At 64.7% G+C, this 24,707-nt stretch carries 28 protein-coding genes; 13 read left to right on the forward strand and 15 right to left on the reverse strand.

Features of this window, described 5'->3' with window-relative positions; genetic code table 11:
- The first annotated feature begins 32 nt into the window (after window positions 1-32).
- Together rnhB and PIGHUM_RS22170 are read left to right on the forward strand one after the other, a co-directional pair.
- A complete protein-coding gene (gene rnhB, locus PIGHUM_RS22165; RefSeq protein WP_124082022.1) occupies window positions 33-671 on the forward strand; it encodes a ribonuclease HII in 639 nt (212 codons plus the stop codon).
- Window positions 668-1,462: a TrmH family RNA methyltransferase gene (locus PIGHUM_RS22170; protein WP_124081892.1), complete on the forward strand. Its 795-nt coding sequence runs from the start codon at window positions 668-670 to the stop codon at window positions 1,460-1,462. The genes rnhB and PIGHUM_RS22170 overlap by 4 nt, the downstream gene beginning before the upstream one ends.
- Window positions 1,463-1,490: 28 nt before the next feature.
- Here PIGHUM_RS22170 and PIGHUM_RS22175 read toward each other — a convergent pair whose 3' ends face one another.
- From PIGHUM_RS22175 to PIGHUM_RS22185, 3 genes are all read right to left on the reverse strand, one after another.
- A complete protein-coding gene (locus PIGHUM_RS22175; RefSeq protein ID WP_124081893.1) occupies window positions 1,491-1,904 on the reverse strand; it encodes a VOC family protein in 414 nt (137 codons plus the stop codon).
- A 68-nt stretch (window positions 1,905-1,972) separates the two neighbouring features.
- Window positions 1,973-2,821 carry a posphoenolpyruvate synthetase regulatory kinase/phosphorylase PpsR gene (gene ppsR / locus PIGHUM_RS22180; RefSeq protein ID WP_124081894.1) on the reverse strand — a complete coding sequence of 283 codons (849 nt, stop codon included), beginning with the start codon at window positions 2,819-2,821 and terminating at the stop codon, window positions 1,973-1,975.
- A gap of 44 nt (window positions 2,822-2,865) precedes the next feature.
- Window positions 2,866-3,069: a hypothetical protein gene (locus tag PIGHUM_RS22185; protein WP_124081895.1), complete on the reverse strand. Its 204-nt coding sequence runs from the start codon at window positions 3,067-3,069 to the stop codon at window positions 2,866-2,868.
- Here PIGHUM_RS22185 and ppsA point away from each other — a divergent pair.
- The 3 genes from ppsA (at window position 3,068) to PIGHUM_RS22200 (ending at window position 7,164) form a co-directional block, all read left to right on the forward strand.
- A complete protein-coding gene (ppsA, locus tag PIGHUM_RS22190; protein ID WP_124081896.1) occupies window positions 3,068-5,431 on the forward strand; it encodes a phosphoenolpyruvate synthase in 2,364 nt (787 codons plus the stop codon). The two genes, PIGHUM_RS22185 and ppsA, sit on opposite strands and share 2 nt — an antisense overlap.
- A 295-nt stretch (window positions 5,432-5,726) precedes the next feature.
- Complete coding sequence (locus PIGHUM_RS22195; RefSeq protein ID WP_124081897.1) at window positions 5,727-6,167, forward strand: NfeD family protein; 441 nt, start codon at window positions 5,727-5,729, stop codon at window positions 6,165-6,167.
- Window positions 6,168-6,225: 58 nt separating this feature from the next.
- Window positions 6,226-7,164, forward strand: coding sequence for an SPFH domain-containing protein (locus PIGHUM_RS22200; protein ID WP_124081898.1), 939 nt, complete (start codon window positions 6,226-6,228; stop codon window positions 7,162-7,164).
- Window positions 7,165-7,195: 31 nt separating this feature from the next.
- Here the strand turns inward: PIGHUM_RS22200 and PIGHUM_RS22205 are convergent, their stop codons facing one another.
- The 5 genes from PIGHUM_RS22205 to PIGHUM_RS22225 are packed head-to-tail and all read right to left on the reverse strand — an operon-like array spanning window position 7,196 to window position 12,365.
- Window positions 7,196-8,215, reverse strand: a complete 1,020-nt coding sequence (locus PIGHUM_RS22205) for an amidohydrolase family protein (RefSeq protein WP_124081899.1) — start codon at window positions 8,213-8,215, stop codon at window positions 7,196-7,198.
- Window positions 8,212-8,622, reverse strand: a complete 411-nt coding sequence (locus PIGHUM_RS22210; RefSeq protein ID WP_124081900.1) for a RidA family protein — start codon at window positions 8,620-8,622, stop codon at window positions 8,212-8,214. The genes PIGHUM_RS22205 and PIGHUM_RS22210 overlap by 4 nt, the downstream gene beginning before the upstream one ends.
- A gap of 12 nt (window positions 8,623-8,634) precedes the next feature.
- Window positions 8,635-9,675 (reverse strand): DODA-type extradiol aromatic ring-opening family dioxygenase, encoded by a 1,041-nt coding sequence (locus PIGHUM_RS22215; RefSeq protein WP_124081901.1) that lies wholly within the window; start codon window positions 9,673-9,675, stop codon window positions 8,635-8,637.
- A gap of 39 nt (window positions 9,676-9,714) precedes the next feature.
- Window positions 9,715-11,385: an FAD-dependent monooxygenase gene (locus PIGHUM_RS22220; protein WP_124081902.1), complete on the reverse strand. Its 1,671-nt coding sequence runs from the start codon at window positions 11,383-11,385 to the stop codon at window positions 9,715-9,717.
- A 14-nt stretch (window positions 11,386-11,399) separates the two neighbouring features.
- Window positions 11,400-12,365: a Bug family tripartite tricarboxylate transporter substrate binding protein gene (locus PIGHUM_RS22225; protein ID WP_124081903.1), complete on the reverse strand. Its 966-nt coding sequence runs from the start codon at window positions 12,363-12,365 to the stop codon at window positions 11,400-11,402.
- 240 nt (window positions 12,366-12,605) lie between these two features.
- On the opposite strand from PIGHUM_RS22225, the gene PIGHUM_RS22230 reads away from it, so the two are divergent.
- From PIGHUM_RS22230 to PIGHUM_RS22240, 3 genes are read left to right on the forward strand one after another with little or no spacing between them, the layout of a single operon-like run.
- A complete protein-coding gene (locus PIGHUM_RS22230) occupies window positions 12,606-13,268 on the forward strand; it encodes a GntR family transcriptional regulator (RefSeq protein WP_246013437.1) in 663 nt (220 codons plus the stop codon).
- Between the two features lie 43 nt (window positions 13,269-13,311).
- A complete protein-coding gene (locus tag PIGHUM_RS22235; RefSeq protein ID WP_124081905.1) occupies window positions 13,312-14,166 on the forward strand; it encodes an alpha/beta fold hydrolase in 855 nt (284 codons plus the stop codon).
- The gene (locus tag PIGHUM_RS22240; protein ID WP_124081906.1) at window positions 14,163-14,603 is read left to right on the forward strand and encodes a lipocalin-like domain-containing protein; all 441 of its coding nucleotides are present in this window, start codon (window positions 14,163-14,165) and stop codon (window positions 14,601-14,603) included. Before PIGHUM_RS22235 ends, PIGHUM_RS22240 begins: the two co-directional genes overlap by 4 nt.
- 52 nt (window positions 14,604-14,655) lie before the next feature.
- On the opposite strand, the gene smpB is transcribed toward PIGHUM_RS22240, so the two are convergent.
- A complete protein-coding gene (smpB, locus tag PIGHUM_RS22245; protein WP_124081907.1) occupies window positions 14,656-15,111 on the reverse strand; it encodes an SsrA-binding protein SmpB in 456 nt (151 codons plus the stop codon).
- A 79-nt stretch (window positions 15,112-15,190) separates the two neighbouring features.
- Here smpB and PIGHUM_RS22250 point away from each other — a divergent pair, with 79 nt between their 5' ends.
- The 5 genes from PIGHUM_RS22250 to PIGHUM_RS22270 all read left to right on the forward strand — a co-directional run bounded on the left by PIGHUM_RS22250 (window position 15,191) and on the right by PIGHUM_RS22270 (window position 20,804).
- Window positions 15,191-15,622 (forward strand): type II toxin-antitoxin system RatA family toxin, encoded by a 432-nt coding sequence (locus tag PIGHUM_RS22250; RefSeq protein WP_124081908.1) that lies wholly within the window; start codon window positions 15,191-15,193, stop codon window positions 15,620-15,622.
- Window positions 15,615-15,956 carry an RnfH family protein gene (locus tag PIGHUM_RS22255; protein WP_124081909.1) on the forward strand — a complete coding sequence of 114 codons (342 nt, stop codon included), beginning with the start codon at window positions 15,615-15,617 and terminating at the stop codon, window positions 15,954-15,956. Before PIGHUM_RS22250 ends, PIGHUM_RS22255 begins: the two co-directional genes overlap by 8 nt.
- Before the next feature lie 139 nt (window positions 15,957-16,095).
- Window positions 16,096-17,556, forward strand: a complete 1,461-nt coding sequence (gene guaB / locus PIGHUM_RS22260) for an IMP dehydrogenase (RefSeq protein ID WP_124081910.1) — start codon at window positions 16,096-16,098, stop codon at window positions 17,554-17,556.
- A 67-nt stretch (window positions 17,557-17,623) separates the two neighbouring features.
- Complete coding sequence (guaA, locus tag PIGHUM_RS22265) at window positions 17,624-19,255, forward strand: glutamine-hydrolyzing GMP synthase (protein WP_124081911.1); 1,632 nt, start codon at window positions 17,624-17,626, stop codon at window positions 19,253-19,255.
- Window positions 19,256-19,556: 301 nt separating this feature from the next.
- A complete protein-coding gene (locus PIGHUM_RS22270; RefSeq protein WP_124081912.1) occupies window positions 19,557-20,804 on the forward strand; it encodes a tyrosine-type recombinase/integrase in 1,248 nt (415 codons plus the stop codon).
- Here the strand turns inward: PIGHUM_RS22270 and PIGHUM_RS22275 are convergent.
- The 6 genes from PIGHUM_RS22275 to PIGHUM_RS22300 all read right to left on the reverse strand — a co-directional run bounded on the left by PIGHUM_RS22275 (window position 20,746) and on the right by PIGHUM_RS22300 (window position 24,704).
- Entirely contained in the window at window positions 20,746-21,024 is a 279-nt protein-coding gene (locus PIGHUM_RS22275; protein WP_124081913.1) for a helix-turn-helix transcriptional regulator, read from the reverse strand. The two genes, PIGHUM_RS22270 and PIGHUM_RS22275, sit on opposite strands and share 59 nt — an antisense overlap.
- 79 nt (window positions 21,025-21,103) lie before the next feature.
- Window positions 21,104-23,104 carry a DNA cytosine methyltransferase gene (locus PIGHUM_RS22280; RefSeq protein WP_124081914.1) on the reverse strand — a complete coding sequence of 667 codons (2,001 nt, stop codon included), beginning with the start codon at window positions 23,102-23,104 and terminating at the stop codon, window positions 21,104-21,106.
- A gap of 71 nt (window positions 23,105-23,175) precedes the next feature.
- Window positions 23,176-23,616, reverse strand: coding sequence for a hypothetical protein (locus PIGHUM_RS22285; protein WP_124081915.1), 441 nt, complete (start codon window positions 23,614-23,616; stop codon window positions 23,176-23,178).
- Between the two features lie 18 nt (window positions 23,617-23,634).
- A complete protein-coding gene (gene ssb, locus PIGHUM_RS22290; RefSeq protein WP_124081916.1) occupies window positions 23,635-24,144 on the reverse strand; it encodes a single-stranded DNA-binding protein in 510 nt (169 codons plus the stop codon).
- A 28-nt stretch (window positions 24,145-24,172) separates the two neighbouring features.
- Window positions 24,173-24,406: a hypothetical protein gene (locus PIGHUM_RS22295; RefSeq protein WP_116802365.1), complete on the reverse strand. Its 234-nt coding sequence runs from the start codon at window positions 24,404-24,406 to the stop codon at window positions 24,173-24,175.
- Window positions 24,399-24,704, reverse strand: coding sequence for a hypothetical protein (locus PIGHUM_RS22300; protein WP_116802366.1), 306 nt, complete (start codon window positions 24,702-24,704; stop codon window positions 24,399-24,401). Before PIGHUM_RS22300 ends, PIGHUM_RS22295 begins: the two co-directional genes overlap by 8 nt.
- Window positions 24,705-24,707: the final 3 nt, after the last annotated feature.

Below are 24,707 nucleotides of genomic sequence, written 5' to 3' on the forward strand. Positions count from 1 at the left end.
GCTGGGTGCAGACCGATTTCGGCTGGGCTGCGATGGAGTCGCCCGGGCCGGACCTGGCGGGCGTCTTCGATGCGGCGGCGCTGCTGTCCATGATCGTCGCCGGAGTGGACGAAGCCGGCCGCGGCCCGCTGGCCGGGCCGGTCTATGCGGCGGCGGTGGTACTGGATCCCGAGCGTCCCATCGATGGGCTGAACGACTCCAAGGTGCTGTCCGAGCAGGCCCGCGACGAGCTGGCGCCGCTGATACGCGAGCGTGCCCGGGCCTGGTGCGTGGCCAGCGTCGGCGTCGTCGAGATCGACACCCTGAACATCCTGAACGCGACCATGCTGGCCATGCGCCGGGCGGTCGAGGGACTGGCGCTGCCGCCCGACCTGGTGCAGATCGACGGCAACCGCGCGCCGGCGCTGTCCTGCCGGGTCCAGACCGTCATCGGCGGCGATGCCCAGGTGCAGGCCATTTCGGCGGCGTCTATTCTCGCCAAGACCGCGCGCGACGCCGAGCTGGTGCGTCTGCATGAGGTCTACCCCATGTACGGCTTCGACCGGCACAAGGGATACGGCACGCCCCATCACCTGCGCTGCCTGCTCGAACACGGCCCTTGCCCCGAACACCGGCGCAGCTTCGAGCCGGTGCGCAGAAGCTTGCTGCGCGATACGGATTCCTACCCGTGAAACGCATTGCCTCGCGCGACAACGCTTTGTTCAAGTCGCTGCGGAAACTCGCCCAGCACGGCCAGGCGCGGCGCAACGCCGGCATGTCGCTGCTCGAAGGCGTGCACTTGTGCGAAGCCTATTTGCAGTGGCAGGGGTTGCCGCGCCAGGCGCTATTCGACACCCGGCGCCTCGAGGGCGAGCGCGCCAGCGCCGAAGTGCGGGCTTTGCGCGAGCAGGTGCCGCAAGACCTGCAGGTGTGGCTGGACGGCAATCTGATCGACGACCTGGAGCAGGTCCAGGCCGGGCAGGGCGTGGTCTTCGTGATCGATACCCCGGCGCCGCCGATGCCGGAGCGGGTGACGGAGTCTTGCGTGCTGCTCGATCGCATCCAGGACCCAGGCAATGTCGGTTCCATCCTGCGCACGTGCGCGGCGGCGGGCGTGCGCCGCGTCTTCCTCTCGGAAGAAACGGCTTTCGCATGGTCGCCCAAGGTGCTGCGTTCGGGCCAGGGCGCGCATTTCTCGCTGGCCATCCACGAGCGGGTCGACCTGGGTGCGCTGCTGGAACGACTCGCCGTGCCGCTGGCGGCGACGACCCTCGACGACGCCGTCGACCTCTACCAGGTGCCGTTGCCCCGGCAGGCCGCCTGGGTGTTCGGCAATGAAGGGCAGGGCGTGCGGGCCGACCTGCAGGCCGCCGCGGCCTGGCGGGTGCGCATCCCGCAGGAACCCGCCGCCGAGTCGCTCAATGTGGCCGCCGCGGCGGCGGTCTGCCTGTTCGAGCAGCGGCGGCGCTACCTGGCCGACTGACCGCCAGGGTGGGTGGCCGGGCGCGGCCTCAGGCCGCGTACACCGATTCGAAGCTCTTGAACCCTTTGACCTCGATCGGGTTGCCGAACGGGTCCAGGAAGAACATGGTCGATTGTTCGCCCGGCTGGCCCTGGAAGCGCACCTGCGGCTCCAGCACGAACGCCGTGCCCGCGGCCTGCAGCCGGCCGGCCAAGGCCTGCCAGTCGTCCAACTGCAGGATGATGCCGAAGTGCGGCATGGGCACCAGTTTGTCGCCCACGTGGCCGGTGCGCGCGGTCTTGAAGGGTTCGCCCAGGTGCAGCGAAATCTGGTGGCCGAAGAAATCGAAATCGACCCAGGTGTCGGTGCTGCGGCCTTCGGCGCAGCCCAGGACGTCGCCGTAGAAGCGGCGCGCCTGGGCGAGGTCGGTGACGTTGAAAGCGAGATGGAAGATCGATTGCATGGCGTCGTGGGCAAAAGGGGGTATAGGCTCGCCAGCGTCGGGCCGGCGCGGGCAACCGGTGGGGCGGCTCAGTAGAACCGGCCTTCCAGCCCGATCTTCTGCAGCACCGTGGTGGAGATTTCTTCGATGGATTTGGTCGTCGTCGACAGCCACCGGATGCTTTCGCGCCGCATCATCTTCTCGGCCTCGGCCACTTCGTAGCGGCATTGCTCCAGCGAGGCGTAGCGGCTGTCGGGCCGGCGCTCGTGCCGCACTTCCGAGAGCCGTTCGGGCTGAATGGTCAGGCCGAACAGCTTGCTGCGATAGGGCAGGATGGCCGAAGGCAGGCCGCCGCGTTCGAAATCGTCGGGGATGAGCGGAACATTGGCGGCCTTCACGCCGTATTGCATGGCCAGGTACAGGCTGGTCGGCGTCTTGCCGCAGCGCGACACGCCGACCAGGATCACGTCGGCCTGCTCCAGCCCCTTCATGTACTGCCCGTCGTCGTGGGCCAGGCTGAAGTTGATCGCCTCGATCCGGCTCTGGTACTGCTTGGTGTTCGCGGCGTTGTGCGAGCGGCCGATGGAGTGGCTGGACTTGATGTTCAGTTCCTGCTCGATGGGCTCGACGAAGGTCGAGAACAGGTCCAGGAACAAGCCGTTGGCCTGCCTCACGCGCGTGTTGATCTCGGAGTTGACCAGAGTGCTGAAGACGATGGGGCGCTGGCCGTCGGTTGCGAAAGCCGCATCGATGCGCGTGGCGACGTCCGCGGCCTTGTCCACGGAATCGATGAAGGGCAGCCGGATATGACGGAAACGGGCGCTCTCGAACTGCGCGAGCACGGAATGCGCGAAGGTCTCGGCCGTGATGCCGGTACCGTCGGAAACCACGAACACGGTGCGCAGGTAGTTGTTCTGCGCGGGGGCGGGTTGAGGCATGAAGTTCTCGCAAAAACAGGGGGTTCCCGGGGGGCCGGGAAGGCTCAAGAAAGACCGGTGGTGCAGAACAGGCGCCAGCCGTCGTACAATTCCGGGATTCCCCCGGTTACGCCGGCAGTCGTCCCAGGCTCGAGAAGGCCCTGGGCCGAGGCGAAGGCGGGTTTGGCCAGCGCATCACCACGACCCCGTAGCTTTGCGTGTGCGCTCGCCAAACAAGCTTTCTTGCCATTGTAATAGGGGACTTCCATGTCTTATGTCGTACCGTTCGAGCAACTCCGCATGACGGATGTTGACTCGGTAGGAGGAAAGAACGCCTCACTAGGAGAGATGATCAGCCAGCTGACCGGCGCCGGAGTCCGCGTGCCGGGCGGTTTCGCCACCACGGCGGAGGCTTTCCGCGATTTCCTGAAGGATTCGGGCCTGGATGCCCGGATCAACGACCGCCTGTCTTCCTTGAATCCGGAAGACGTGCGCGCGCTCGCCGAGACCGGCGCGGAAATCCGGCAATGGATCGTCGATGCTCCGTTCTCGGCCAGGTTCGAGAAGGAGATCCGTGAAGCGTTCGCCAGGCTCGATGCCGACGGCAAGGGTTCGTTCGCCGTCCGCTCGTCCGCCACCGCCGAAGACCTGCCCGACGCCTCGTTCGCAGGCCAGCAGGAAACCTTTCTCAACGTGGTCGGCGTCGACGACGTGCTGGACAAGATCCGCCACGTGTTCGCGTCGCTGTACAACGACCGCGCCATCTCGTATCGCGTGCACAAGGGCTTCGCCCATGCCGACGTGGCGCTGTCCGCGGGCATCCAGCGCATGGTCCGCTCCGACACCGGCGCGGCCGGCGTCATGTTCACCATCGACACCGAATCGGGCTTTCCCGACGTCGTCTTCATCACCTCGTCCTACGGCCTGGGCGAAACCGTGGTGCAGGGCGCAGTCAACCCCGACGAGTTCTACGTCTTCAAGCCTACGCTGGAAGCCGGCCACTATTCCATCGTCAGCCGCCGCATCGGCTCCAAGCTGATCAAGATGGAATTCGACCCGGCCCGCACCGAAGGCCGCGCCGTGCGCACGGTCGACGTCGCGCCCGAGCAGCGCAACCGCTTCTCGCTGTCCGACGAAGACGTGATCGAGCTGGCGCGCTATGCCGTCATTATCGAGAAGCATTACGGCCGTCCCATGGACATCGAGTGGGGCCGCGACGGCAACGACGGCAAGATCTACATCCTGCAGGCGCGCCCGGAAACCGTGAAGTCGCAGCAGTCCGGCAACGACGTGCAGCAGCGCTACCGCCTCAAGGCCACCGGCGACGTGCTGGTCACCGGCCGCGCGATCGGCCAGAAGATCGGCTCGGGTCCGGTACGCCTGGTCTCCGACCTGGCCGAGATGGACAAGGTCCAGCCTGGCGACGTGCTCGTCACCGACATGACCGATCCCAACTGGGAACCCGTCATGAAGCGCGCCTCGGCCATCGTCACCAACCGCGGCGGCCGGACCTGCCACGCGGCCATCATCGCGCGCGAGCTGGGCATCCCGGCGGTCGTGGGCAGCGGCGACGCCACCGAAGTGCTGAAGGACGGCGCCATGGTCACCGTGTCCTGCGCCGAAGGCGACGAAGGCCGGATCTACGACGGCCTGCTCGAGACCGAAGTCGAAGAAGTCCGCCGCGGCGAGATGCCCGCCATCGACGTCAAGATCATGATGAACGTGGGCAATCCGCAGCTCGCCTACGACTTCGCGCAGATCCCGAACGGCGGCGTGGGCCTGGCCCGCCTCGAGTTCATCATCAACAACAACATCGGCATCCACCCCAAGGCCATCCTCGACTATCCGAACGTCGACGGCGAGCTGAAGAAGGCAGTGGAATCGGTGGCCCGCGGCTACGCGAGCCCGCGCGCGTTCTTCGTCGACAAGCTGGCCGAGGGCATCGCCACCATCGCCGCGGCCTTCTATCCGAAATCCGTGATCGTGCGCATGTCCGACTTCAAGTCGAACGAGTACCGCAAGCTGATCGGCGGCTCGCGCTACGAGCCCGAGGAAGAGAACCCGATGCTGGGCTTCCGCGGCGCCTCGCGCTACATCGCCGACGAGTTCGCCGAGTGCTTCCGCATGGAATGCGAGGCGCTGCGCCGCGTGCGCGAACAGATGGGCCTGACCAATGTCGAGATCATGGTGCCCTTCGTGCGCACGCTCAAGCAGGCCGAGCGCGTGGTGGGCCTGCTGGCCGACAACCAGCTCAAGCGCGGCGAGAACGGCCTGCGCCTGATCATGATGTGCGAAGTGCCGTCCAACGCGGTGCTGGCCGAGCAGTTCCTCGAATACTTCGACGGCTTCTCGATCGGCTCGAACGACCTGACCCAGCTCACCCTGGGCCTGGACCGCGACTCCGGCCTGGAGCTGCTGGCCGCCGACTTCGACGAACGCGACCCGGCCGTCCAGGCGCTGCTCAAGCGCGCGATCGAGGCTTGCCTCGCGGCCGGCAAGTACGTCGGCATCTGCGGCCAGGGCCCCTCCGACCATCCGGATTTCGCCGTCTGGCTGAAGGAGCAGGGGATCAAGTCGATTTCGCTGAATCCGGATACGGTGGTCGACACTTGGAAGGCTTTGGCCAAGTAAAGCTTCCCTGCGCGCTGACGCGTCCCCCTTCCCGGGGGGGCGGTACTGGCGGACCGGCGGAGCCGGATCCGCTGCGCCGAGGTGGGGCGGCGCGCTGGGTCGACGTTGCGATTGAGAAAGCGAGGGGCTTGCGGGCTTCTCGCTTTTTTCTTTCGTGTGTCCGGCAGCGGCTTTGTCCTGCATATCGACCTTCACGGCAGGGCTGCAGGCGAGCAGGGCATAATAGGGGAAATGAATGCCGCGCTTGGGCGTGGCGGCTGGGCGGCTTGCGGGCTGCTGCATGAAGGAGGCATCGATGAATCCCGCCTGGGTGTGGTTCGGCTTGATGGCGCTGGCCTTGATCGGCGAGGTCATGAGCGGTACGTTCTACCTGCTGATGGTCGCGATCGGATTTGCCGCCGCGGGCATCGTGGCGTGGGCGGGCGTGGATATCGCCTGGCAACTGGTCGTCTGCGCGGCGGCGGTGCTGTTGGCGGTGCTGGTGCTCAAGCGCCTGAACATCCTCAAGAAGCGCGGCAGCAGCGCACCGTCGCGCAATGCCGACCTGAACATGGACATCGGCCAGACCGTCAAGGTCGAGGCCTGGGACGCCGACGGCGCCACCCGGGTCTGGTACCGCGGCGCGCACTGGCGGGCGGAAGCGGCGCCAGGCGTGTCGCCCGTGCCCGGCCTGTACGTCATCACCGAACTGAAAGGCAGCAGCCTGGTGCTATCGCCGGCGCACGCCGCCGCCTGAATCCGGACCCCGCCCGCGGCGCGAGCGCGCGGCGGCTTCATCATCACAAGGGAGCGTCATGAACGAATCCACTATCGTCCTGCTGGTCATCCTCGTCCTGGCCATCCTGATCGTCGTCAAGGCGATCGCGATCGTCCCGCAGCAGCATGCCTGGGTCGTCGAACGGCTGGGCAAGTTCGACCGCGTCCTGCAGCCCGGCGCCGGCTTCGTGATCCCGTTCATCGAGCGCGTGGCCTACAAGCATTCGTTGAAGGAGATCCCGCTCGACGTGCCCAGCCAGGTCTGCATCACGCGCGACAACACCCAGCTCCAGGTGGACGGCATCCTGTACTTCCAGGTCACCGACGCGATGCGCGCCTCGTACGGCTCGTCCAATTACATCGTCGCCATCACCCAGCTGGCGCAGACCACGCTGCGTTCGGTCATCGGCAAGCTGGAGCTGGACAAGACTTTCGAGGAGCGCGAGCAGATCAACAGCAGCATCGTCAGCGCGCTCGACGAGGCGGCGCTGAACTGGGGCGTGAAGGTGCTGCGCTACGAGATCAAGGACCTGACCCCGCCGGCCGAAATCCTGCGCGCCATGCAGGCGCAGATCACCGCCGAGCGCGAGAAGCGCGCGCTGATCGCGGCCTCCGAAGGCCGGCGCCAGGAGCAGATCAACATCGCCACCGGCGAGCGCGAAGCCGCCATTGCCCGTTCCGAGGGCGAGAAGCAGGCCCAGATCAACCAGGCCCAGGGCGAGGCGACCGCCGTCGTCACCGTGGCGGACGCCACGGCCAAGGCCATCATCCAGGTGGCCGAGGCCATCAATCACCCCGGCGGCATGGAGGCGGTCAACCTCAAGGTGGCCGAGCGCTACGTCGATGCCTTCGGCAACCTGGCCAAGACCAACAATACCCTCATCGTGCCGGCCAACGTCAGCGATATCAGCGGCTTGATCGCGTCCGCGCTGACGGTGGTCAAAGGTACGCAAGCGACGCCCAAGGCGCCCAATTGACACCGGCGGGCCGCGCAATGCGGCCCGGGGTTCATCGAGCCAGGAAGCGCCGCGCGTTCTCTCCATATACGGCGTCGCGCAACGCCTGATCCAGGCCCAGGCTCTCCAGCCGTTCGACCGGCTCGCGATCCATGACCCGGAAGGGGTAGTCCGTGCCTATCATCACTTGCGCGGATCCGAACCGCTCCAGCAGCAAACCTATGGTCGGCGCGTCGTAGACCAGGTCGTCGTAGAACATGCGACGGGCCTGCAGCGTGGGCGACGTCTGCATCGACTCCTTGATCTCCGCCGCTCGCTGCCAGGCGTTCTCCAGCCGCGGCAGCAGCATGGCCAGCGTGCCGCCGCCGTGGCTGAAGGCGATCCGCAGCCGGGGGTGCCGTTCCAGCACGTTGCCGGTGATGATCGAGGCCGCGGCCAGGCCGATTTCCGACGGGAAGCCCAACGCCTGCTGCAGCGAGGCCGGCCCGACCAGCCGGTCGGCCCCGGCGGGTCGGATGGCGTGGACGAACACGCACAGCCCAAGACGCTCGGCGGCGGCAAAGAAGGGCTGGAACTTCGGCAGGCCCAGCGGTTCGCCATTGACGTTGCTGCCTATTTCCACGCCGGGAAAACCCAGCGTGCCGGCGATGTATTCCAATTCCTCGACCGCACGGTCCATGTCCTGCATGGGCACCGCGCCCAGCGCCAGGAAACGGTCAGGGTGGCCGGCTGCCAGCCGCGCCATTTGCTCGTTCAGATCGCGGTGCAGCACGGCGCAGGCTGCGCCCGGCATCCAGTACGACAGCAGTTCAGGCATGGGCGAGATGACCTGCATGCCGATGCGCATCGCGTCCATGTCCGCGGTGCGCTTGCCGGCGTCCCAGCACTGGTCCGTGACGGTTCGGTAGTTCTTGCCGTCTATCATGACATGGCGGTGGCACGCGCACTCGGCGGGCGCCATCGTCGGCCACATGCGGGACGGGCCCCCGGGGGGCATGGCCGCCAGCGTTTCCGGAACGAAATGCGTATGGACGTCGACGCTGCGGCGCCAGGCCTGGCCGCCGCCGCTCATGGACGCACCTCGTCCAGCACGGCATAGAGCTCGCAGCGCACGTGGGCGCCTTCGGGCAGGTGGCCGGCCGGAACGACGTGGCGCGCCGGGCGCGAGCCGGCATCCGGAAACATCGTTTCCCAGGCCCGGTTGACCATGGCGCGGAGCGTCATGTCGGACACATCGAACTCGATCTTGATGATGTCGGCGACGGTGCCGCCGGCTGCCTGCATCACGGCGTGGATGTTCTCGAACAACTGCGATGTCTGCGCCTGGGCATCTTCCGCCAGCTCGCGCGTGGCCGGATTGCGCCCGTAGATGCCGCCCGACATCACCAGCTTGCCGATGCGGCAAGCCGTGGGCGCCGGCGATTTGCGTTCGAGCCCGTCGACCTGGATGCTGACGCGGGCGGAAGAGGCGGATGCCATGCGATCTCCTTGCTAGACGGGGTCGTAGATGACCGTGACCTTGTTGGAGTTGAAGATGTAGGTCTCGACGTAATCGGACCACGACAAGTGGGCGTTGAGTTCGTACATGGCGCCCATCAGGCAGAACCAGTTCAGCACCTCCTGCTGCCCCGCGTCAACCACCTGAGCCAAGGGGGTCTGCCGCCACGCCTCGTAGTCGCCCTTGACCAGGGCATCGTACAGGCGGCGGTCGTTCTCCACGTCGGGGTGCATCTGCCAGTACTTGGCGCACAGGAAAGCATGCGACCAGCTCGACGAGGCCATCAGGCAGATGCGCCACGGGCTGGCGCGCATCGCGCGCGCCGTTGCCCGGCCCAGATCGAAGCAGCGCAGCGGCGATGGCGCGGGCGGGTCCAGGTGCCGTTCCGTGGCCTTGATCTTGGGCACCGAGCCGCGATTGCAGATCACGTCGCTGCCGTAGCAGTTGATCGTGAACGGCACCATCGGATAGGCGAAGCCCTTGCGGTCGTAGTCCAGGTACAGCACGACGTTCATGAAGGCATGCGAGAGATCCTTGCGGTGCAGCGGCTTGTAGGCGTAAGCCACGTCGAACGAGGATTCGATCAGCCGCGAGGTCAGGTAGTGTCCGACCTCGGGCGCCATGCGCACGTGGAAGCTGTGGTCGGTCGGCTCGTCCCAGGGATTGCCGTGGGGACCATGCGGCTGGACGTGCAGGTCTTCCTTGTAGGCCAGCACGCAGAAGGGCGGAACGATATCCTCGCGGAAATTCTCGTACTGGTCGTCGCCCCAGACCACGATGGCGTCCGGCTTGAAATCGTCGAGCGCGGCGCGAGCCTTGCGTATGCCGGCCAGCAGCTTCTCGCGGTGGGCCGCGGCCGCATCCATGCCGGCTTCCCATTCGGCCCGCATGGGGGCCGGCCAGTTGGCCATGTCCTTGACGTCGGCCGGGATGTCCGGGTGCTGCAGGTTGGCCCTGAGGCGTTTGGCGAAGGTATCGTCCAGGTCGTGCAGGCGCGGCCAGTGGGAAATGCCGAGCCCGAGTACTTCTGCCATGTTCTGACTCCGATTCGTGGTGGTTGCTGGGGACGTATCTCAGGACGCGGCGGCCGCTCGCGCCGTTTCCTGGCCGCCGGCGGCTGCCGGATCGCCATGGCCGGTCGCGATGGAGGCCACCCGGGCGGGATCGTCGGGCGGCGCGTTGCCCCGCCAGGCCACGTGCAGATCCGGCCGCAGCAGCAACAGCGTGTGGCCGTAGATGCGCAGCGGCGCCTCGTCCTCGAACTCGTGCACCGCCAGCGGCGCGCCGAAGCCGCGCAGCGCCTCTTCCAGCGCGCGGGTGTCGTGGCTGCCCTTGGGGCCCAGCTTGATCAGGTTGTAGCCCTGCGCCATGTGGTCCTGGAGCGCGCTGCCGTCTTCCAGCCAGACGTGGGGAATGCGTGCGCCGGGCCACGTGGTGGGCGTGTAGGCGCGGCTGTCGGGATCGGGACCCTCGCCGGGTTCCTGGCAGATGATGGTGGTATCGATGTAGCGATAGCCCATCTCGATGCCGAGGATCTCATTGGTCTTGCGCTGCTCGATGTCGGCGATGCGCGCCACCTCGGCCCGCGTCGCGCGGCCTTCGGGCGTGTCGTCGTTGATGTCCGGCTTGTAGGCGCCGCGCCAGTCGACCCGGCCTTCGGCGGCGTTGGTCGAGGCCTGCACGTTGCGGCGGTCGATCTGCAGGCGTTCGGTCAGGTAGGACTGCAGCAGCTCCGGGCCGCCCCAGCCGCGCAGCGTGCCGGCCAGCTTCCATGCCAGGTCGATCACGTCGCCCACGGCGGTATTCATGCCCAGCCCGCCGGTCGGGATCACCAGGTGCGCGGCATCGCCGGCGATGAAGACACGGCCGCGTCCCAGGCTGTCGACGCACAGCAGATGCTGGTACCACTCGCCGGTATAGAGCGTCTCGAATTCGAAGTCGAGGTCGTGGCCCACCGAACGGCGGAATTTCTCCTCCACGTCCTCGCCTTCGCGGTACATGGTATTCATGCGGAAATGGCGGGTGGAGTCCTGCACCGTGATAGAGGTGAAGTCGGAATCGCCGATGATGTGGTAGTGGCGTCCCTTGCCTACGGGGATGCGCTCGAACAGGTCGTCCGCGCGGAACAGCGCCGCGCGCATGTGGCGGATCCGGCCGCGCCCCGAGAGCTGGATGCCCAGCGCCTTGCGCACCGGGCTCGAGCCGCCGTCGCAGCCCACCATGTAGGCTGCGCGTACGGTTTCAATGCTGCCGTCCGGGCAGCGGATGCGCGCGGTCACGCCGGCCGCGTCCTGCTCGAAGTCGAGCATCTCGTGGCCGAAGCGCACGTCTACGTCGGGGGTGGCTTCGGCTTGCGCGCGCAGCAGCGGATCCAGCGTGTACTGCGAGATCAACTGGTACGGCTCGAGCGGCCGGGTGCCGTCGTTGTGGGCTCGGATGTCGGCCTGCAGTTCGGCCACCGAGGCATAGGGCAAATGCAGCACCGCGGGCGCCGTCATGCTGGTGACGATGAATACGTCCATCGGGCAGTCCCGGGGGAAGCCGGCGTCGCGGATGCGCTCGGACAGCCCCAGGCGGCGGAAGATCTCCATGGTGCGGGCGTTGGCGCGCTCCAGCTTGGGGTGGATGCCGTGCTTCTCCAGTTTTTCCACCAGCATGACGCGGATGCCGCGCTGGCCCAGGTCGATGGCCAGGGTCTGGCCCGCCGGGCCGGCGCCGACCACCAGGACTTCGGTTTCGATCATCTTTCCTTTTCCTTTCATTGCTCGGTAATGCCGGCCTTCTCGACCACGTCCTTCCAGCGGGCGATGTCGCTGGCAAGCAGCGAGCCCAGTTCGGCCGGCCCGCCCAGCTTGGTATTGGGCGCCACCTCCTGGCGCTGCAATTCTTCCTGGAACGTCTTGTCCGCCATGACGGAGCGGATGTCGCGGTCGAGTCTGTCCACCACGGCCTGCGGCGTGTTCTTGGGCACGAAAATGCCTATCCAGCTGCTGGCGTGGACGTCGGCGATGCCCGCCTCCTTGAAGGTGGGCGCGTCCGGCGCCTGCGGCGTGCGTTCGTCGCCAGCGGTGGCGAGGATCTTGATCTTCTTGGCGTTGACCAGGGACATCACCGAATTCAGCGGGAAGAAGCCCACCTGGGCGCGGCCGCCGGCAATGTCGACGGTGGCGCCGGCCGTGGCCTTGTAAGGCACATGAGCGATGTCGGTCTTGGTAATGAGCTTGAACAGTTCGGTGTAGAGGTGATGCGGTGTGCCCACGCCCGGAGTCGCGTAGTTGATCTGGCCGGGCTTGCTCTGCGCCAGCGCAACCAGTTCCTTGACGTTGGAGACAGGCAGGTCGGCGTTGACCACCAGTGCCGTTACGGTGCGTCCCATCAGGGCGACCGGCGCGAAATCGCCGGGAGTCCAGGGCAGGTTCTTATTGATCGCGCCCAACATGCTGATGGTGTTGGTCACGATCAGGATGGTGTTGCCGTCGGGGGCGGCCTTGCCTGCATAGCCGATGCCGATCGAGCCGCTGGCGCCGGTCTTGTTGTCAACCACCACGGAATTGTTCCACTTGCCCGACAGCCGGGTGGAAAGGGCCCGCGCGACGATGTCCGACGAGGTGCCCGCAGAGGTGGGGACCACCATGGTGACGACGGGGGCGGGGAAGGCCTGGGGCTGTGCGTGGGCCGGCGCGGCGGCCACGGCGGCGGCCATGGCGAATAGGGCGTGTCTCAATGTTGTCTCCTGTGTATGGCGAATCCCGGTCGATGCGGAACTGCTGTGCCCAGCCGCATGCGGCGAGGCGCTTGGCGTTCCTGGACAAGGCGAGGTGAGGCGCCTGCCTTAGGGCGGACGACGCTGTGTCCAGGATGGCGGCCATCCTATCACGAGATTTACGTAAATATATAAAAATTTCGGAATTAATGGTTTTTACGAAAATCTTGCTAGAATGCTCGAAAAATCCAGGTAGCCATCGTGAGTACAAAAACCGTCGCCACCCAACTGGTGCCCCAACTGCGGGATCTCATCGCCAACGGCAGCTTCGCCCCCAATACCAAGCTCAAGCTGCAGGAGCTGGGACAGGCCTTTGGCGTCAGCCTTTCTTCGGTGCGCGAGGCGCTGCTGGTGCTGAGCTCGCAGGGTTTCGTCGTGGGGGAGGACCAGCGCGGCTTTCGCGTGGTCGAGACCTCCGCCGCCAACCTGGCCGAAGTCACCGCGCTGCGGACCCAGTTCGAGCCCTATGCATTGCGCATCGCCATCGAGCGCCAGGACCGGGCGTGGGAAGAAAAGCTGGTGGGCATCTTCTACCGTCTGTCGCGGATCGAGAAAGAAGACGGCTATGTGCCGTTCCTGGACGAATGGGAACGGGCCCACCGCGAATTCCACTTGTGCATGATCGGCGGCTGTCAGATGCCGCTGCTGCTGCAGTTCTGCAGCAACCTGCACGACATGAGCGACCGCTACCGCCGCATTTATCTCTCGCATGACATGCCGCCGCAGCGGGACGTGGCGGCCGAGCATGCAGCCATCATCGATGCCATTCTGAAGCGCGACGCCGACACCGCCTGCGAATTGCTGCGCACGCACAGCGAACGCACCGGCACTGCGGCGCTCGAGCGCCTGCGGGCATTGACCTAGGAACACAGCCATCCAACACCCGGGCCGGAGGTCCGCAACGACGATGAATACAACGGAGACATCCTCCTCGCCGGAGCTGGGCAAGAGCCTTGCGCTGCCCGGCCTGCGAGTCAATTATCACGACCGCGGCGAGGGCCGGCCCCTGCTGCTGGTGCATGGGTCGGGCCCGGGCGTATCGGCCTGGGCCAACTGGCGCGGCGTCATCGACGAACTGTCCTGCCATCACCGCGTGATCGCGCCTGACATGGCGGGGTTCGGCTATACCGCTTTCGATCCGGGCACCTCTTTCGATATCGACCATTGGGTCGGACAGGTGATCGGCGTCTTGGACGCCCTGGAACTGGAGCAGGTCGACCTGCTGGGCAATTCCTTCGGCGGCGGCATCGCGCTGCACGTCGCGCGCCGCCACCCGGAGCGCGTCCGCCGGCTGGTCCTGATGGGAGCGGTCAGCGTGTCCTTCCCGCTTACCGAAGGCCTGGACATGGTCTGGGGCTACACCCCCTCGATCGACAACATGCGCCGCCTGATGGGCGTCTTTGCGTGGGACCAGAGCCTGACCACAGAAAGCCTGGTGCGCCTGCGCTACGAGGCCAGCATCCAGCGCGGCATGGACAAAGTCTACGAGTCGCTGTTTCCCGCCCCGCGGCAGCGCTGGGTCGACATGCTCGCCCAGCCGGAGGAGGAACTGGCCCGCATCGACAATCCCACGCTGATTCTGCACGGCCGCGACGACAAGGTGATTCCGCTCGAGGCCTCGCTGCGTCTGCTGCGGATATTGAAAAACGCCGACCTGACCGTGTTCGGCAATTGCGGCCACTGGACCCAGATCGAAAAGCGCAGGGAGTTCGTGCACGCCGTGCTGGAATTCCTGGCCGCGCCCGCCAAGGAGCAAGCATGACCTCATCCGCACTGCCGGGGCGCTGGAACATCGTCTCGTGGGAACAGCGCTACGACGACGGCCGCATCGTCGAGCCCATGGGCTCCGAACTGGACGGCTATCTGATGTACACCGAGGCCGGCTACATGAGCGTGTTCATCTGCACGCGCGGCCGGAAACCCTTTGCCTCGGGGCTGCAGTTCGGCGGCACCGGGCAGGAGAAAGCCGCCGCCTACGACACCGTGCTCAGTTATGGCGGCCGGTACGAAGTGCAGGGCGATACCGTCCTGCATCATGTGGAAGTGAGCCTGTTCCCCAATTGGGTGGGGCAGGTCCAGAAACGCCGCTATACCCTCGAAGGCGACCGGCTTTCGGTGGCGGCCTCGCTCGAGGCCGGCACGCCCGAGTCCCGGCAGGTCGTTCTGGTCTGGAAGCGCGCACCCGTCCCCGCGGTGTGAAATAGCGCCGACCGGGCGCGGCCGCGCAGACGTTCCGCCGCGCCTCGCACGATCACCCCTTGCGGGTGTCGTGCTTCATGATCTGCGCCTTCTCGCGCAGCCAATCGCGTTCCCGCTCGGTATCCCGCTTGTCGTATTGTTTCTTGCCGCGCGCCAGCCCGAAATCCAGCTTGATCAACGAGTTCTTGTAGTGCAGGTTCAGCGGCACCAGGGCGAACCCGCGCTGCTCGACCTTGCCGATCAGCTTGCTGATTTCGTCGGCCTTGAGCAGCAGCTTGCGCGTGCGGGTGGGATCGGGCTTGACGTGGGTGGAGGCGGTTTCCAGCGGGCTGACGTGCATGCCGAGCAGGTAAAGCTCGGCATCACGTACGATGACGTAGCTTTCCTTGAGCTGCACGCGGCCGGCGCGAATCGCCTTGACCTCCCAGCCTTCCAGGACCAGGCCCGCCTCGAAGCGCTCCTCGATGAAGTAGTCGTGGAATGCCTTGCGGTTCTCGATGATGCTCATTACGTCAGTGCTCCGTTGCCCTGCGCGCCAGGCCGGTAAAATCAAACATTCTAGCAATTGCCCAAGCGGTCAGACTCGCATGCATAAAGTGCAACGTTCGGTGCTCGTCCCTTACAGCGCCGCGCAGATGTTCGATTTGGTGGCCAAGGTCGAGGACTATCCCAAGTTCATGCCCTGGTGCGGCGGGGCGGAAGTGCTCGAACGCGACGAGCAAGGCATGACGGCCTCGGTCGTGATCCAGTTCGCCGGCCTGCGCCAGCGCTTCACGACGCGCAACACTCACGACTACCCGAGCCAGATCCGCCTCGACCTGGTGGACGGCCCGTTTTCCGCGCTGGACGGCATCTGGGAGTTCCAGCCGCTGGCCGAAGACGCCTGCAAGGTCGTGTTCACCATGCACTACCAGTTCTCCAGCCGCGCCCTGGAGGCGCTGGTGGGGCCGGTGTTCAACCGCATCGCCACCAGCTTCATCGATGCCTTTACGCAGCGGGCCGAAGTCGTCTATGGCTGAGGCCATCACGGTCCAGGTCTGTTATGCCCCGCCTGGGCAGGTCTGGCAGCGCAGCGTGACGCTGCCAGCGGGATCGACGCTGGCCCAGGCCATCGCGTCGAGCGGTTTCCAGGAAGATTTTCCCGAGGTGGATCCCGAGGCGGCAGGCACCGGCGTGTACGGCCGCCGAAGGTCGCTGGACCACGTCCTGCATGAGCACGACCGGGTCGAGATCTACCGGCCGCTGGTGTTCGATCCCAAGGAATCGCGCCGCCGCCGGGCCGAGCACAAGCAATCCGTGTCCGGACGCGCGCCGCGAAAGAGCGCAGGCCCAGCCGGGAAGGGCGTCGGCTAGCCTGGCCGGCTGCGCGAATGCGCGCCGGCTCGAGTATGTGGGTTTCCCCGCATATAACCCATCTTGACATCAGGGCCGAACAGCGCAAAGGCCTGCCGTGATTTACAATATTCGGTTTATTCCGGCAGGGGTTGCTCCGATGCGTCTCGTACAACAAGCTCTTACTTTCGATGACGTGTTGTTGGTGCCCGCATACTCTGCGGTGTTGCCCCGCGACACCAGTCTTCGAACCCGCCTGACCCGTGAAATCTCGCTGAACATCCCGCTGGTGTCCGCCGCCATGGACACCGTCACCGAGGCGCGCCTGGCCATCGCCATGGCCAAGGAAGGCGGCATCGGCATCATCCACAAGAACCTCACCGCCGAAGAACAGGCCCGCGAAGTCGCCAAGGTCAAGCGCTACGAAGCCGGCGTGGTGCTGGATCCGATCACCATCGCCCCGCACATGAAGGTGCGCGAAGTCATCGAACTGCAGCGCCAGCACGGCATCTCCGGCCTGCCCGTGGTCGAGGGCCGCCAGGTGGTGGGCATCGTCACCAACCGCGACCTGCGCTTCGAAGACCGCTACGACGAACCCATCCGCACCGTCATGACGCCGCGCGAGCGCCTCATCACCGTGCGCGAGGGCGCCTCGCTGGACGAGGCCCAGGCCCTGATGCACAAACACCGCCTGGAGCGCGTGCTGGTCGTCAACGACACCTTCGAGCTGCGCGGCCTGATCACGGTCAAGGACATCATCAAGACCACCGAGAACCCCAACGCCAGCAAGGACGAGCACGGCAAGCTGCGCGTCGGCGCCGCCGTCGGGGTGGGCGAGGGCACCGACGAACGCGTCGAGAAACTCGTGGCCGCCGGCGTCGACGTGCTCATCGTCGACACTGCCCACGGCCATACGGCCGGCGTGATCGAGCGCGTGCGCTGGATCAAGAAGCACTATCCGCAAATGCAGGTCATCGGCGGCAACATCGCCACCGGCGCCGCCGCGCTGGCGCTGGTCGAGGCCGGCGCCGACGGCGTCAAGGTCGGCATCGGCCCCGGCTCCATCTGCACCACCCGCATCGTGGCGGGCGTGGGCGTGCCCCAGATCACGGCGATCTCCAACGTCGCCGAGGCGCTCGAAGGCACCGGCGTACCGTTGATCGCCGACGGCGGCGTACGCTACTCCGGCGACATCGCCAAAGCCCTGTCGGCCGGCGCCTACACCGTCATGATGGGCGGCATGTTCGCCGGCACCGACGAAGCTCCCGGCGAAATCGTCCTCTACCAGGGCCGCTCGTACAAATCCTACCGCGGCATGGGCAGCCTCGGCGCCATGGCCGACGGCTCGGCCGACCGCTACTTCCAGGACCCGGCCAACAACTCCGACAAGTTCGTCCCCGAAGGCATCGAAGGCCGCGTGCCCTACAAGGGCAGCGTCATCGCCATCATCTACCAACTGGTCGGCGGCGTGCGCGCCTCCATGGGCTACTGCGGCTGCGCCGACATCGACGACATGCGCACCAAGAGCGAATTCGTCCAGATCACCGCGGCCGGCATCCGCGAATCCCACGTCCACGACGTGCAGATCACCAAAGAAGCTCCCAACTACCGGATGGACTGATATGGTCCCCGCCACTCACACTCCGCGTTCGAGGCCCCGCAGGGGGCGCTTGTCGCTCGGGTAGCATATGTCTCACGACCGCATACTTATTCTCGACTTCGGATCTCAGGTCACCCAGCTCATCGCCCGCCGCGTGCGCGAAGCGCAGGTCTACTGTGAAATCCATCCGTACGACGTTTCGGACGACTTCATCCGCGAACAGCAGGCCCAAGGCCTCAAGGGCGTCATCCTGTCCGGCAGCCACGCCTCGGCCTACGACGAAGCCTCCATGCGCGCTCCCAAGGCCGTATTCGAAGCCGGCGTGCCCGTACTCGGCATCTGCTACGGCATGCAGACCATGGCCATGCAGCTGGGCGGCAAGGTCAGCTTCAGCGACCACCGCGAATTCGGCTACGCCGAAGTGCGCGCGCACGGACACACACCGTTCCTGAACGGCATCCAGGACTTCGCCACGCCCGAAGGGCACGGCATGCTCAAGGTCTGGATGAGCCACGGCGACAAGGTCACCGAACTGCCTCCGGGCTTCAAGCTCATGGCCTCCACCGCCTCGTGCCCCATCGCCGGCATGGCCGACGTGGACCGCGGCTACTACGCCGTCCAGTTCCACCCCGAAGTCACCCACACCGTCCAGGGCCAGGCCCTGCTGTCGCGCTTCGTGCACGACATCTGCGGCTGCGGCACCGACTGGAACATGCCCGACTACGTCAGCGAGGCCGTCGAGGCCATCCGCAAACAGGTCGGCAGCGATGAAGTCATCCTTGGCCTGTCCGGCGGCGTCGATTCCTCCGTCGCGGCCGCGCTGATCCACAAGGCCATCGGCGACCAGTTGACCTGCGTCTTCGTCGACCACGGCCTGCTGCGCCTGAACGAAGGCGAACAGGTCATGCAGACCTTCGCCGAAAACATGGGGCTGAAGATCGTCCACGTGGACGCCACGGCCGACTTCATGGGCAAGCTCGCGGGTGTCGCCGACCCCGAAGCCAAGCGCAAGATCATCGGCAAGGAATTCGTCGAAGTCTTCCAGCGCGAAGCAGGCAGGCTCAAAGGCGCCAAATGGCTGGCGCAGGGCACCATCTACCCCGACGTCATCGAATCCGCCGGCGCCAAGACCGGCAAGGCCGTCAGCATCAAATCCCACCACAACGTGGGCGGCTTGCCGGACACCTTGCACCTGAAGCTGCTCGAACCGCTGCGCGAACTCTTCAAGGACGAAGTGCGCAAACTGGGCGTGGCGCTAGGGCTGCCGCCCGCCATGGTCTACCGCCACCCGTTCCCGGGGCCTGGCCTGGGCGTGCGGATCCTGGGCGAGGTGAAGAAAGAATATGCGGACCTGCTGCGCCGGGCCGATGCGATCTTCATCGAAGAATTGCGCGGCACCATTGCGACCGAGCAGGACGCCGCGGCGGGGCTATGTGCTGCCGACGAAGTCGGCATGAACTGGTACGACCTGACCAGCCAGGCGTTCGCGGTCTTCCTGCCTGTGAAGTCCGTAGGGGTGATGGGGGATGGGCGGACGTACGACTACGTCGTCGCGCTGCGGGCGGTGCAGACCACCGACTTCATGACGGCGCATTGGGCGCATTTGCCTTATGCGTTGTTGGGAAGGACTTCGAACCGGATTATCAATGAGGTTCGGGGGTTGAATCGGGTGGTTTATGACGTTTCGGGGAAGCCGCCGGCTACGATTGAGTGGGAGTGATTTTATAACGCGCAACGTCGCGCAACAACAAGCAAGAAACAAGTATAAAGCCCTGATTCGTCAGGGTTTTTTGCTTTATAGCCCCGCATCGTCTGGCAATGGCGGGCGGTAACAAGCAGTAGAAAATGATGGCATTTTTGATGGTACGGTTCATCCCCGTACCATCATTGAACGGCTCGTACCATCACGGCTTTTCAGGTTGGATGATGGTATCAAAATTCGATAAGCGTTTGATTATTAAAGAGAAAACGGGCAAAAAATGCCCCTTTTCAATGATGGTATCAAGTCGAGGAAAAGAGCCATGCTTACTGACGCAAAGCTGCGGTCGCTGAAACCGCAAGAGAAGCCCTACAAGGTCGTTGATCGTGATGGGCTGTACATCATGGTGCTGTCTAGCGGCAGCATTTCGTTTCGCTACAACTACCGGATCAACGGGCGACAAGAAACGCTGGTGCTGGGAAAGTACGGGGCGACTGGGGGATGTATCTCGCTGTCCGAGGCGCGAGAGCTGCTGACGAAGGCAAAGAAGACCCTGGCGGCTGGAACGTCTCCTGCGAGACAGAAGGCCAGGGTGAAGCAGCGGATGGGGGAAATGGGGACGTTTGGCGCATGGGCCAAGAGGTGGCTCGAAGAGTACGCGATGGCCGAATCGACCAGGGATATGCGGCGCTCGGTGTATCTGCGTGAGCTGGAGCCGAAGTTCGGCAGGCTGAAAATGCCAGAAATCACGCCGGAGGATATTCGCATTCTTTGCGGTGAGATTGTTGATCGTGGCGCCCCGGCTACGGCGGTTCACGTCAGGGAGATTGTCATGCTGGTGTTCCGGTTCGCCATTGAGCGAGGCTACAGCGGCAAGAACCCGGCCACGGAAATCAGGCCGTCGTCCATTGCCACGTTCGCGCCGCGCAGCCGGTCGCTTTCGCCGGAAGAGGTGGGGATGATGTGCAGATACCTTGACCGCGTGGCTGCTGGGCCGCAGTTCAAGGTGGCGACAAGGCTGTTGCTGCTGACCATGGTTCGCAAGAGCGAGCTGACCAAGGCCACCTGGTCGGAAATCAGCTTCACGAATGCGCTCTGGACGATACCGGGCGAGCGCATGAAACGACGCAACCCGCACGTCGTCTACCTGTCCAAGCAGGCGCTTGAATACTTCGTGGCGCTGAAGACCTTCGCGGGCGGCTCTGAATACGTGCTGCCGTCACGTTATGACACTGATACGCCAATGAGCAGCGCAACGCTCAATCGGGTGCTGACGCAAGTCTACGAGCTGGCGCAGAAGGAAGGGCAGCCGCTTGGGAAGTTTGGGCCGCACGACTTGCGCCGCACGGCCAGCACCCTGCTGCATGAGGCAGGGTACAACACAGACTGGATAGAGAAGTGCCTGGCGCATGAGCAAAAGGGTGTCCGCGCCGTCTACAACAAGGCAGAGTACCGCGAGCAGCGCACGGCCATGTTGCAGGACTGGGCGGACATGATCGACCGATGGGAGGCTACGCCGGATGATGAGACGGTTCAGCGTTCCTATGAAACGGCGCTGCTTGTTGAATAGCGGCGGCGCGCCGCTCTTCTATCCACCTTTCCACCTCATGTAAATCCCATGCGACAAGGCGCGTGGTTATCGAGAAGCGGCGGGGAAACTCGCCGCGCTTTTCCATGTCGAGGATGGTGCGGTCGGATAGCGGCACCATTTCCAGAAGCTGTTTTCGGTTGATGAGTTTTGTGCCGGGCGCCTTAATGGCGGCGTCGGCGGTAGTTTCGCTTGTCGTCATCTTCAAGTCCTTGTATATGCAAAAGCGCCAGCCTCTATGATTGCCGTTTGGCAAGGGCTGGCAGCATGGGAATTTCCGATCAAGCCCGGCGCTGCATAAAGGCCGCTTCGTGGGCGAAGTTGGCGCGTACAAGCGCCTCGGCCTGGGCGGGGGCCACGCTGTTGCCGCACATGCGTACCTGCGCGGTGATCGTGAGCGGAATGCGGGGAATTTGGCGTGGGTCGCCTGGAACCTGCACCCCGTCCTTGAACAGTAGCCGGGGGTCTGGTATCTCGTGGATGATGTAATCATCCGGGAACGACTGGGCGCGATATAGCTCCCTTGGCTTGAGCATCCGCAGCGTGATGTCCACCAGCACCCACCAGGTTTCGCCGTACTCCATGAGCACCATTTCGGCTTCTCCAGAGAAGTGCTCTGGCAGGTGCTCTTGCAGCAGGGCGGCACAAGCCTTGGCCTTGCGCCGGTGCTCTGGGGTAAGTGCTTCTGCTGGCACCTGGACGCTGGAAACCAGACCCATGCGCGCCTTGGTCGGGATGGTGTGCATGGATTCATCAAGCGCCTGCCACTGGCCGCCGGAGCCGTAGTATTTCACCAGGTAGGCCGTGACCATGCGCTGATTGCTGCCGGTGGCGGTGATCGTAGACAGCGGGGCGTCTGCTGGCCGCCCATCGCCATCGTAGAACCCGCCGTTGGCTTGCTCAAAGAACGTCGTTACCAGGGCGCTCGGTACGCTGCTGGCCGTCACGGAATTAAGCGGCGTCTCGATGTGGCGTATGCCGTTGCTCCATCGCCGCGCGCCGGTGCTGCATGATTCGCCATGGCCCATGTCAACCAGCGTACCGGCCACCAGGGCTTGCTTGATGCCTCCGGCGACCACTGTTCCAAGCGGTGCCTCCAGGTCGTGGGTGCGCGGGCGCTGTCCGCTCCTTTCGCCGTAGCCGATAGTGACCAGGTGCGCCCCGACGGCGGCATGGTGAATGCCACCGGCGGATATAGTGGAAAGAGGGCGCTCTACGCTATGCCCGCCAAGCTGATCTTCCTTGGTTCCGCGCATCGGGGCCAGGACGGGCATCACCACGGCCCGGTGATTCTCTGTCGTCAGGGTTCCGAACGGCTTGTCTGCTGCAACTGGCTTGCCAGAGTAGGCCGGGCCGCCCGCACCAGTCAGGAACGGCGTCAGAATCGGCTCGCCCAGCATGTGGTGATTGCCGGTCGTGACGGTCGGTAGTGGATCTTCAATTCCTGCGCCTGGGTGGCCGCTGGTGTTGGTGACGATAAAGGGCGCGTCACTGGTGAGGACATGCCGCCAAAGCCCCTTGGCGACGCGCCGCTGGGTGTTGGTGGCAAGCGCCTTCTTTCTGTCGAAGATGCTTTGCGCGGGCAGGCCGAAGTCGATGCACTCGGCGGCCGTTCGATACGGCGCCAGCATGCCAGCCAGGACTTCACGGGAAGCCGGTTCGCCGTGGGTGGCCTCGGGGAAGATGATGGGCAGCCCGTCGCGCCGGGCAACCAGGAACAGGCGCTTGCGAATCGTGGGTGCGCCGTTATCGCAGGCCCGAAGCTCTTTCCAGTCCACGGTGTAGCCGTGCTGCCGGAGCTGTCGAACGAAGGATTCAAACGTCCGCCCCTTGCGGGCCGGGCAGGGGCGCATGCTGCCATCGCTTCCTACGACTACCGGCCCCCAGGTCTGGAACTCTTCCACGTTCTCCAGCATGAGTACGCGCGGCTTGGTGAGAGCTATCCACCGCATTCCAACCCAAGCAAGCCCACGGATATGCTTCGATACCGGGGTGCCGCCCTTGGCTTTTGAGAAATGCTTGCAGTCCGGGGAGAGCCACACCAGGCCCACTGGCTGGCTGTTCGTTACCTTGATCGGGTCAACATCCCACACGCTTTCGCACAGGTGCTTGGTGTGCGGGTGGTTGAGGGCGTGCATGGCAAGGGCTTCGGGATCGTGGTTGATGGCGATATCTACCGGGCGTCCGAAAGCCGCCTCCAGGCCGGTCGAGGTTCCACCCCCACCGGCGAAGTTGTCGATGATGAGTTCGCCATGGAACGGCAAGGCAAGTTGCGGGCGCATCGGATGATTTCCTCAAAAAAATAGGGCGCTCGATGGCGCCCTGGGTGTTGGTGAATGCCCTTCGTGGAGGGCTATCTATGTATCTGCATGTGATGCTCGCGGCAAAGCCAAATCACTTCCAGCGGCTTGTCGTAGTCAGGGTGGTGAGCTTCTGTCAATTCGGAGCCGCATACCCCGCAAGGCATTCTTGTCAGTCGCCCGTCGCGTAGCGCATTGGAGACTGCGTTATGGGCAACTCGGTGCTTCTTGTGGTTGAAGGAATAGCGAGCTGTTGCCCTGTCATGTGCGGCCTTTCCAGCAGGAGTTTTTCTGTACCGTGCTTCCACCTGCTTTTTCTCGGCCCGCCGATCTCTTTCGTACTGACGGTATTGGTCGATGTTGTCAGCGCGATTTTTCTTTGCATCGGCCTTGGAGCACGATTTGCATTTATTGAAGTGTCCATCGGCCATCTTGGGATGCCTGTAGAACTCGTTCAGTGGCTTAACTTTCTTGCAGGCGAAGCATGTCTTCATTGTGTCCTCCAGTGACCGCTAGAAGGGAATGTCGTCGTCCATGTCGGCAAAACTGGTGGCCGGTGGCGCTGGCGGTCGTTGCGCGGGAGCTGCGCTGCTCGCTGGCGGAGCCTGTCGTGCTGGTGGTTGCCGTCGTTGGGCGCCGCCGTCGCCTTGGTAATGACCGCCGTTACTGCCGCCGTCGCCGTCGCGTCCGCCGCCCAGCATTTGCATCTGTTCGGCCACGATGTCCGTGGAGTAGCGATCTTGCCCGGTTTCCTTGTCCTGCCACTTGCGCGTTTTCAGGCGGCCCTCGATGTAGACCGAACGGCCTTTGCGCAGGTATTCGCCCGCAATCTCGGCCAGGCGGTTATAGAAAACGACGCGGTGCCATTCGGTGTCTTCGCGGCGTTCGCCGGTGTTGCGGTCTTTCCATTGCGACGTGGTGGCAATGGATATGTTGCAGATTGCGCTGCCGTCCGGCGTGTAGCGCACCTCCGGGTCGCGCCCAAGGTTGCCAACCAGTATCACCTTGTTGACTGAAGCCATATTGATTCCTTCTTGTGTTGGTGGCCCGTCAGTGCGCGCGCTGGCGGCGCACGACCTCGGCGGCCAGTTGCCTTGCGGCCCCGTCAATCGGTAGCCGCCCTGTGTCCATCATTCCGTTGCGCCAGCCGTGCCAGTAGGACTTGCTCTTGTCGCTGCCAGGCTCGGGTGCGCCGCCAAGGCCCGCCCGGTATCCTGCAACGCACTCGTCGTCATCCAGAAACGCCAGCTCTGCGGCGGTGGAAAGCGGGCTGTATTCACTCATTTGCTCTTTCCTCTGCCTGTACCGGCCAGCGTCCGCCCAGGCGTGTGATGAGCTGCCGGACGCCGCGCCGCCGCTCTTTGCTGCCGCGAACAATCCAAAGCCCCGTTCCGGGCCAAAAATCCACGACCGCGCCCTGGCCGGAAACGATCAAGTGAGATCCTTCGTTCTTCGATTCAAAAGAAATGCCAGCCTCGGTCAGCAGCCTTGATGATGACTCACGATTGCTGCTGCGCCTGCGCTGGCTTTCCTCTTTCATGGCTGGGCGCACGTCGCGCCAGTAATCTCCCATGTCGCCCATGGT

The sequence above is a fragment of the Pigmentiphaga humi genome (assembly GCF_900606115.1).
GTDB lineage: Bacteria > Pseudomonadota > Gammaproteobacteria > Burkholderiales > Burkholderiaceae_B > Pigmentiphaga > Pigmentiphaga humi.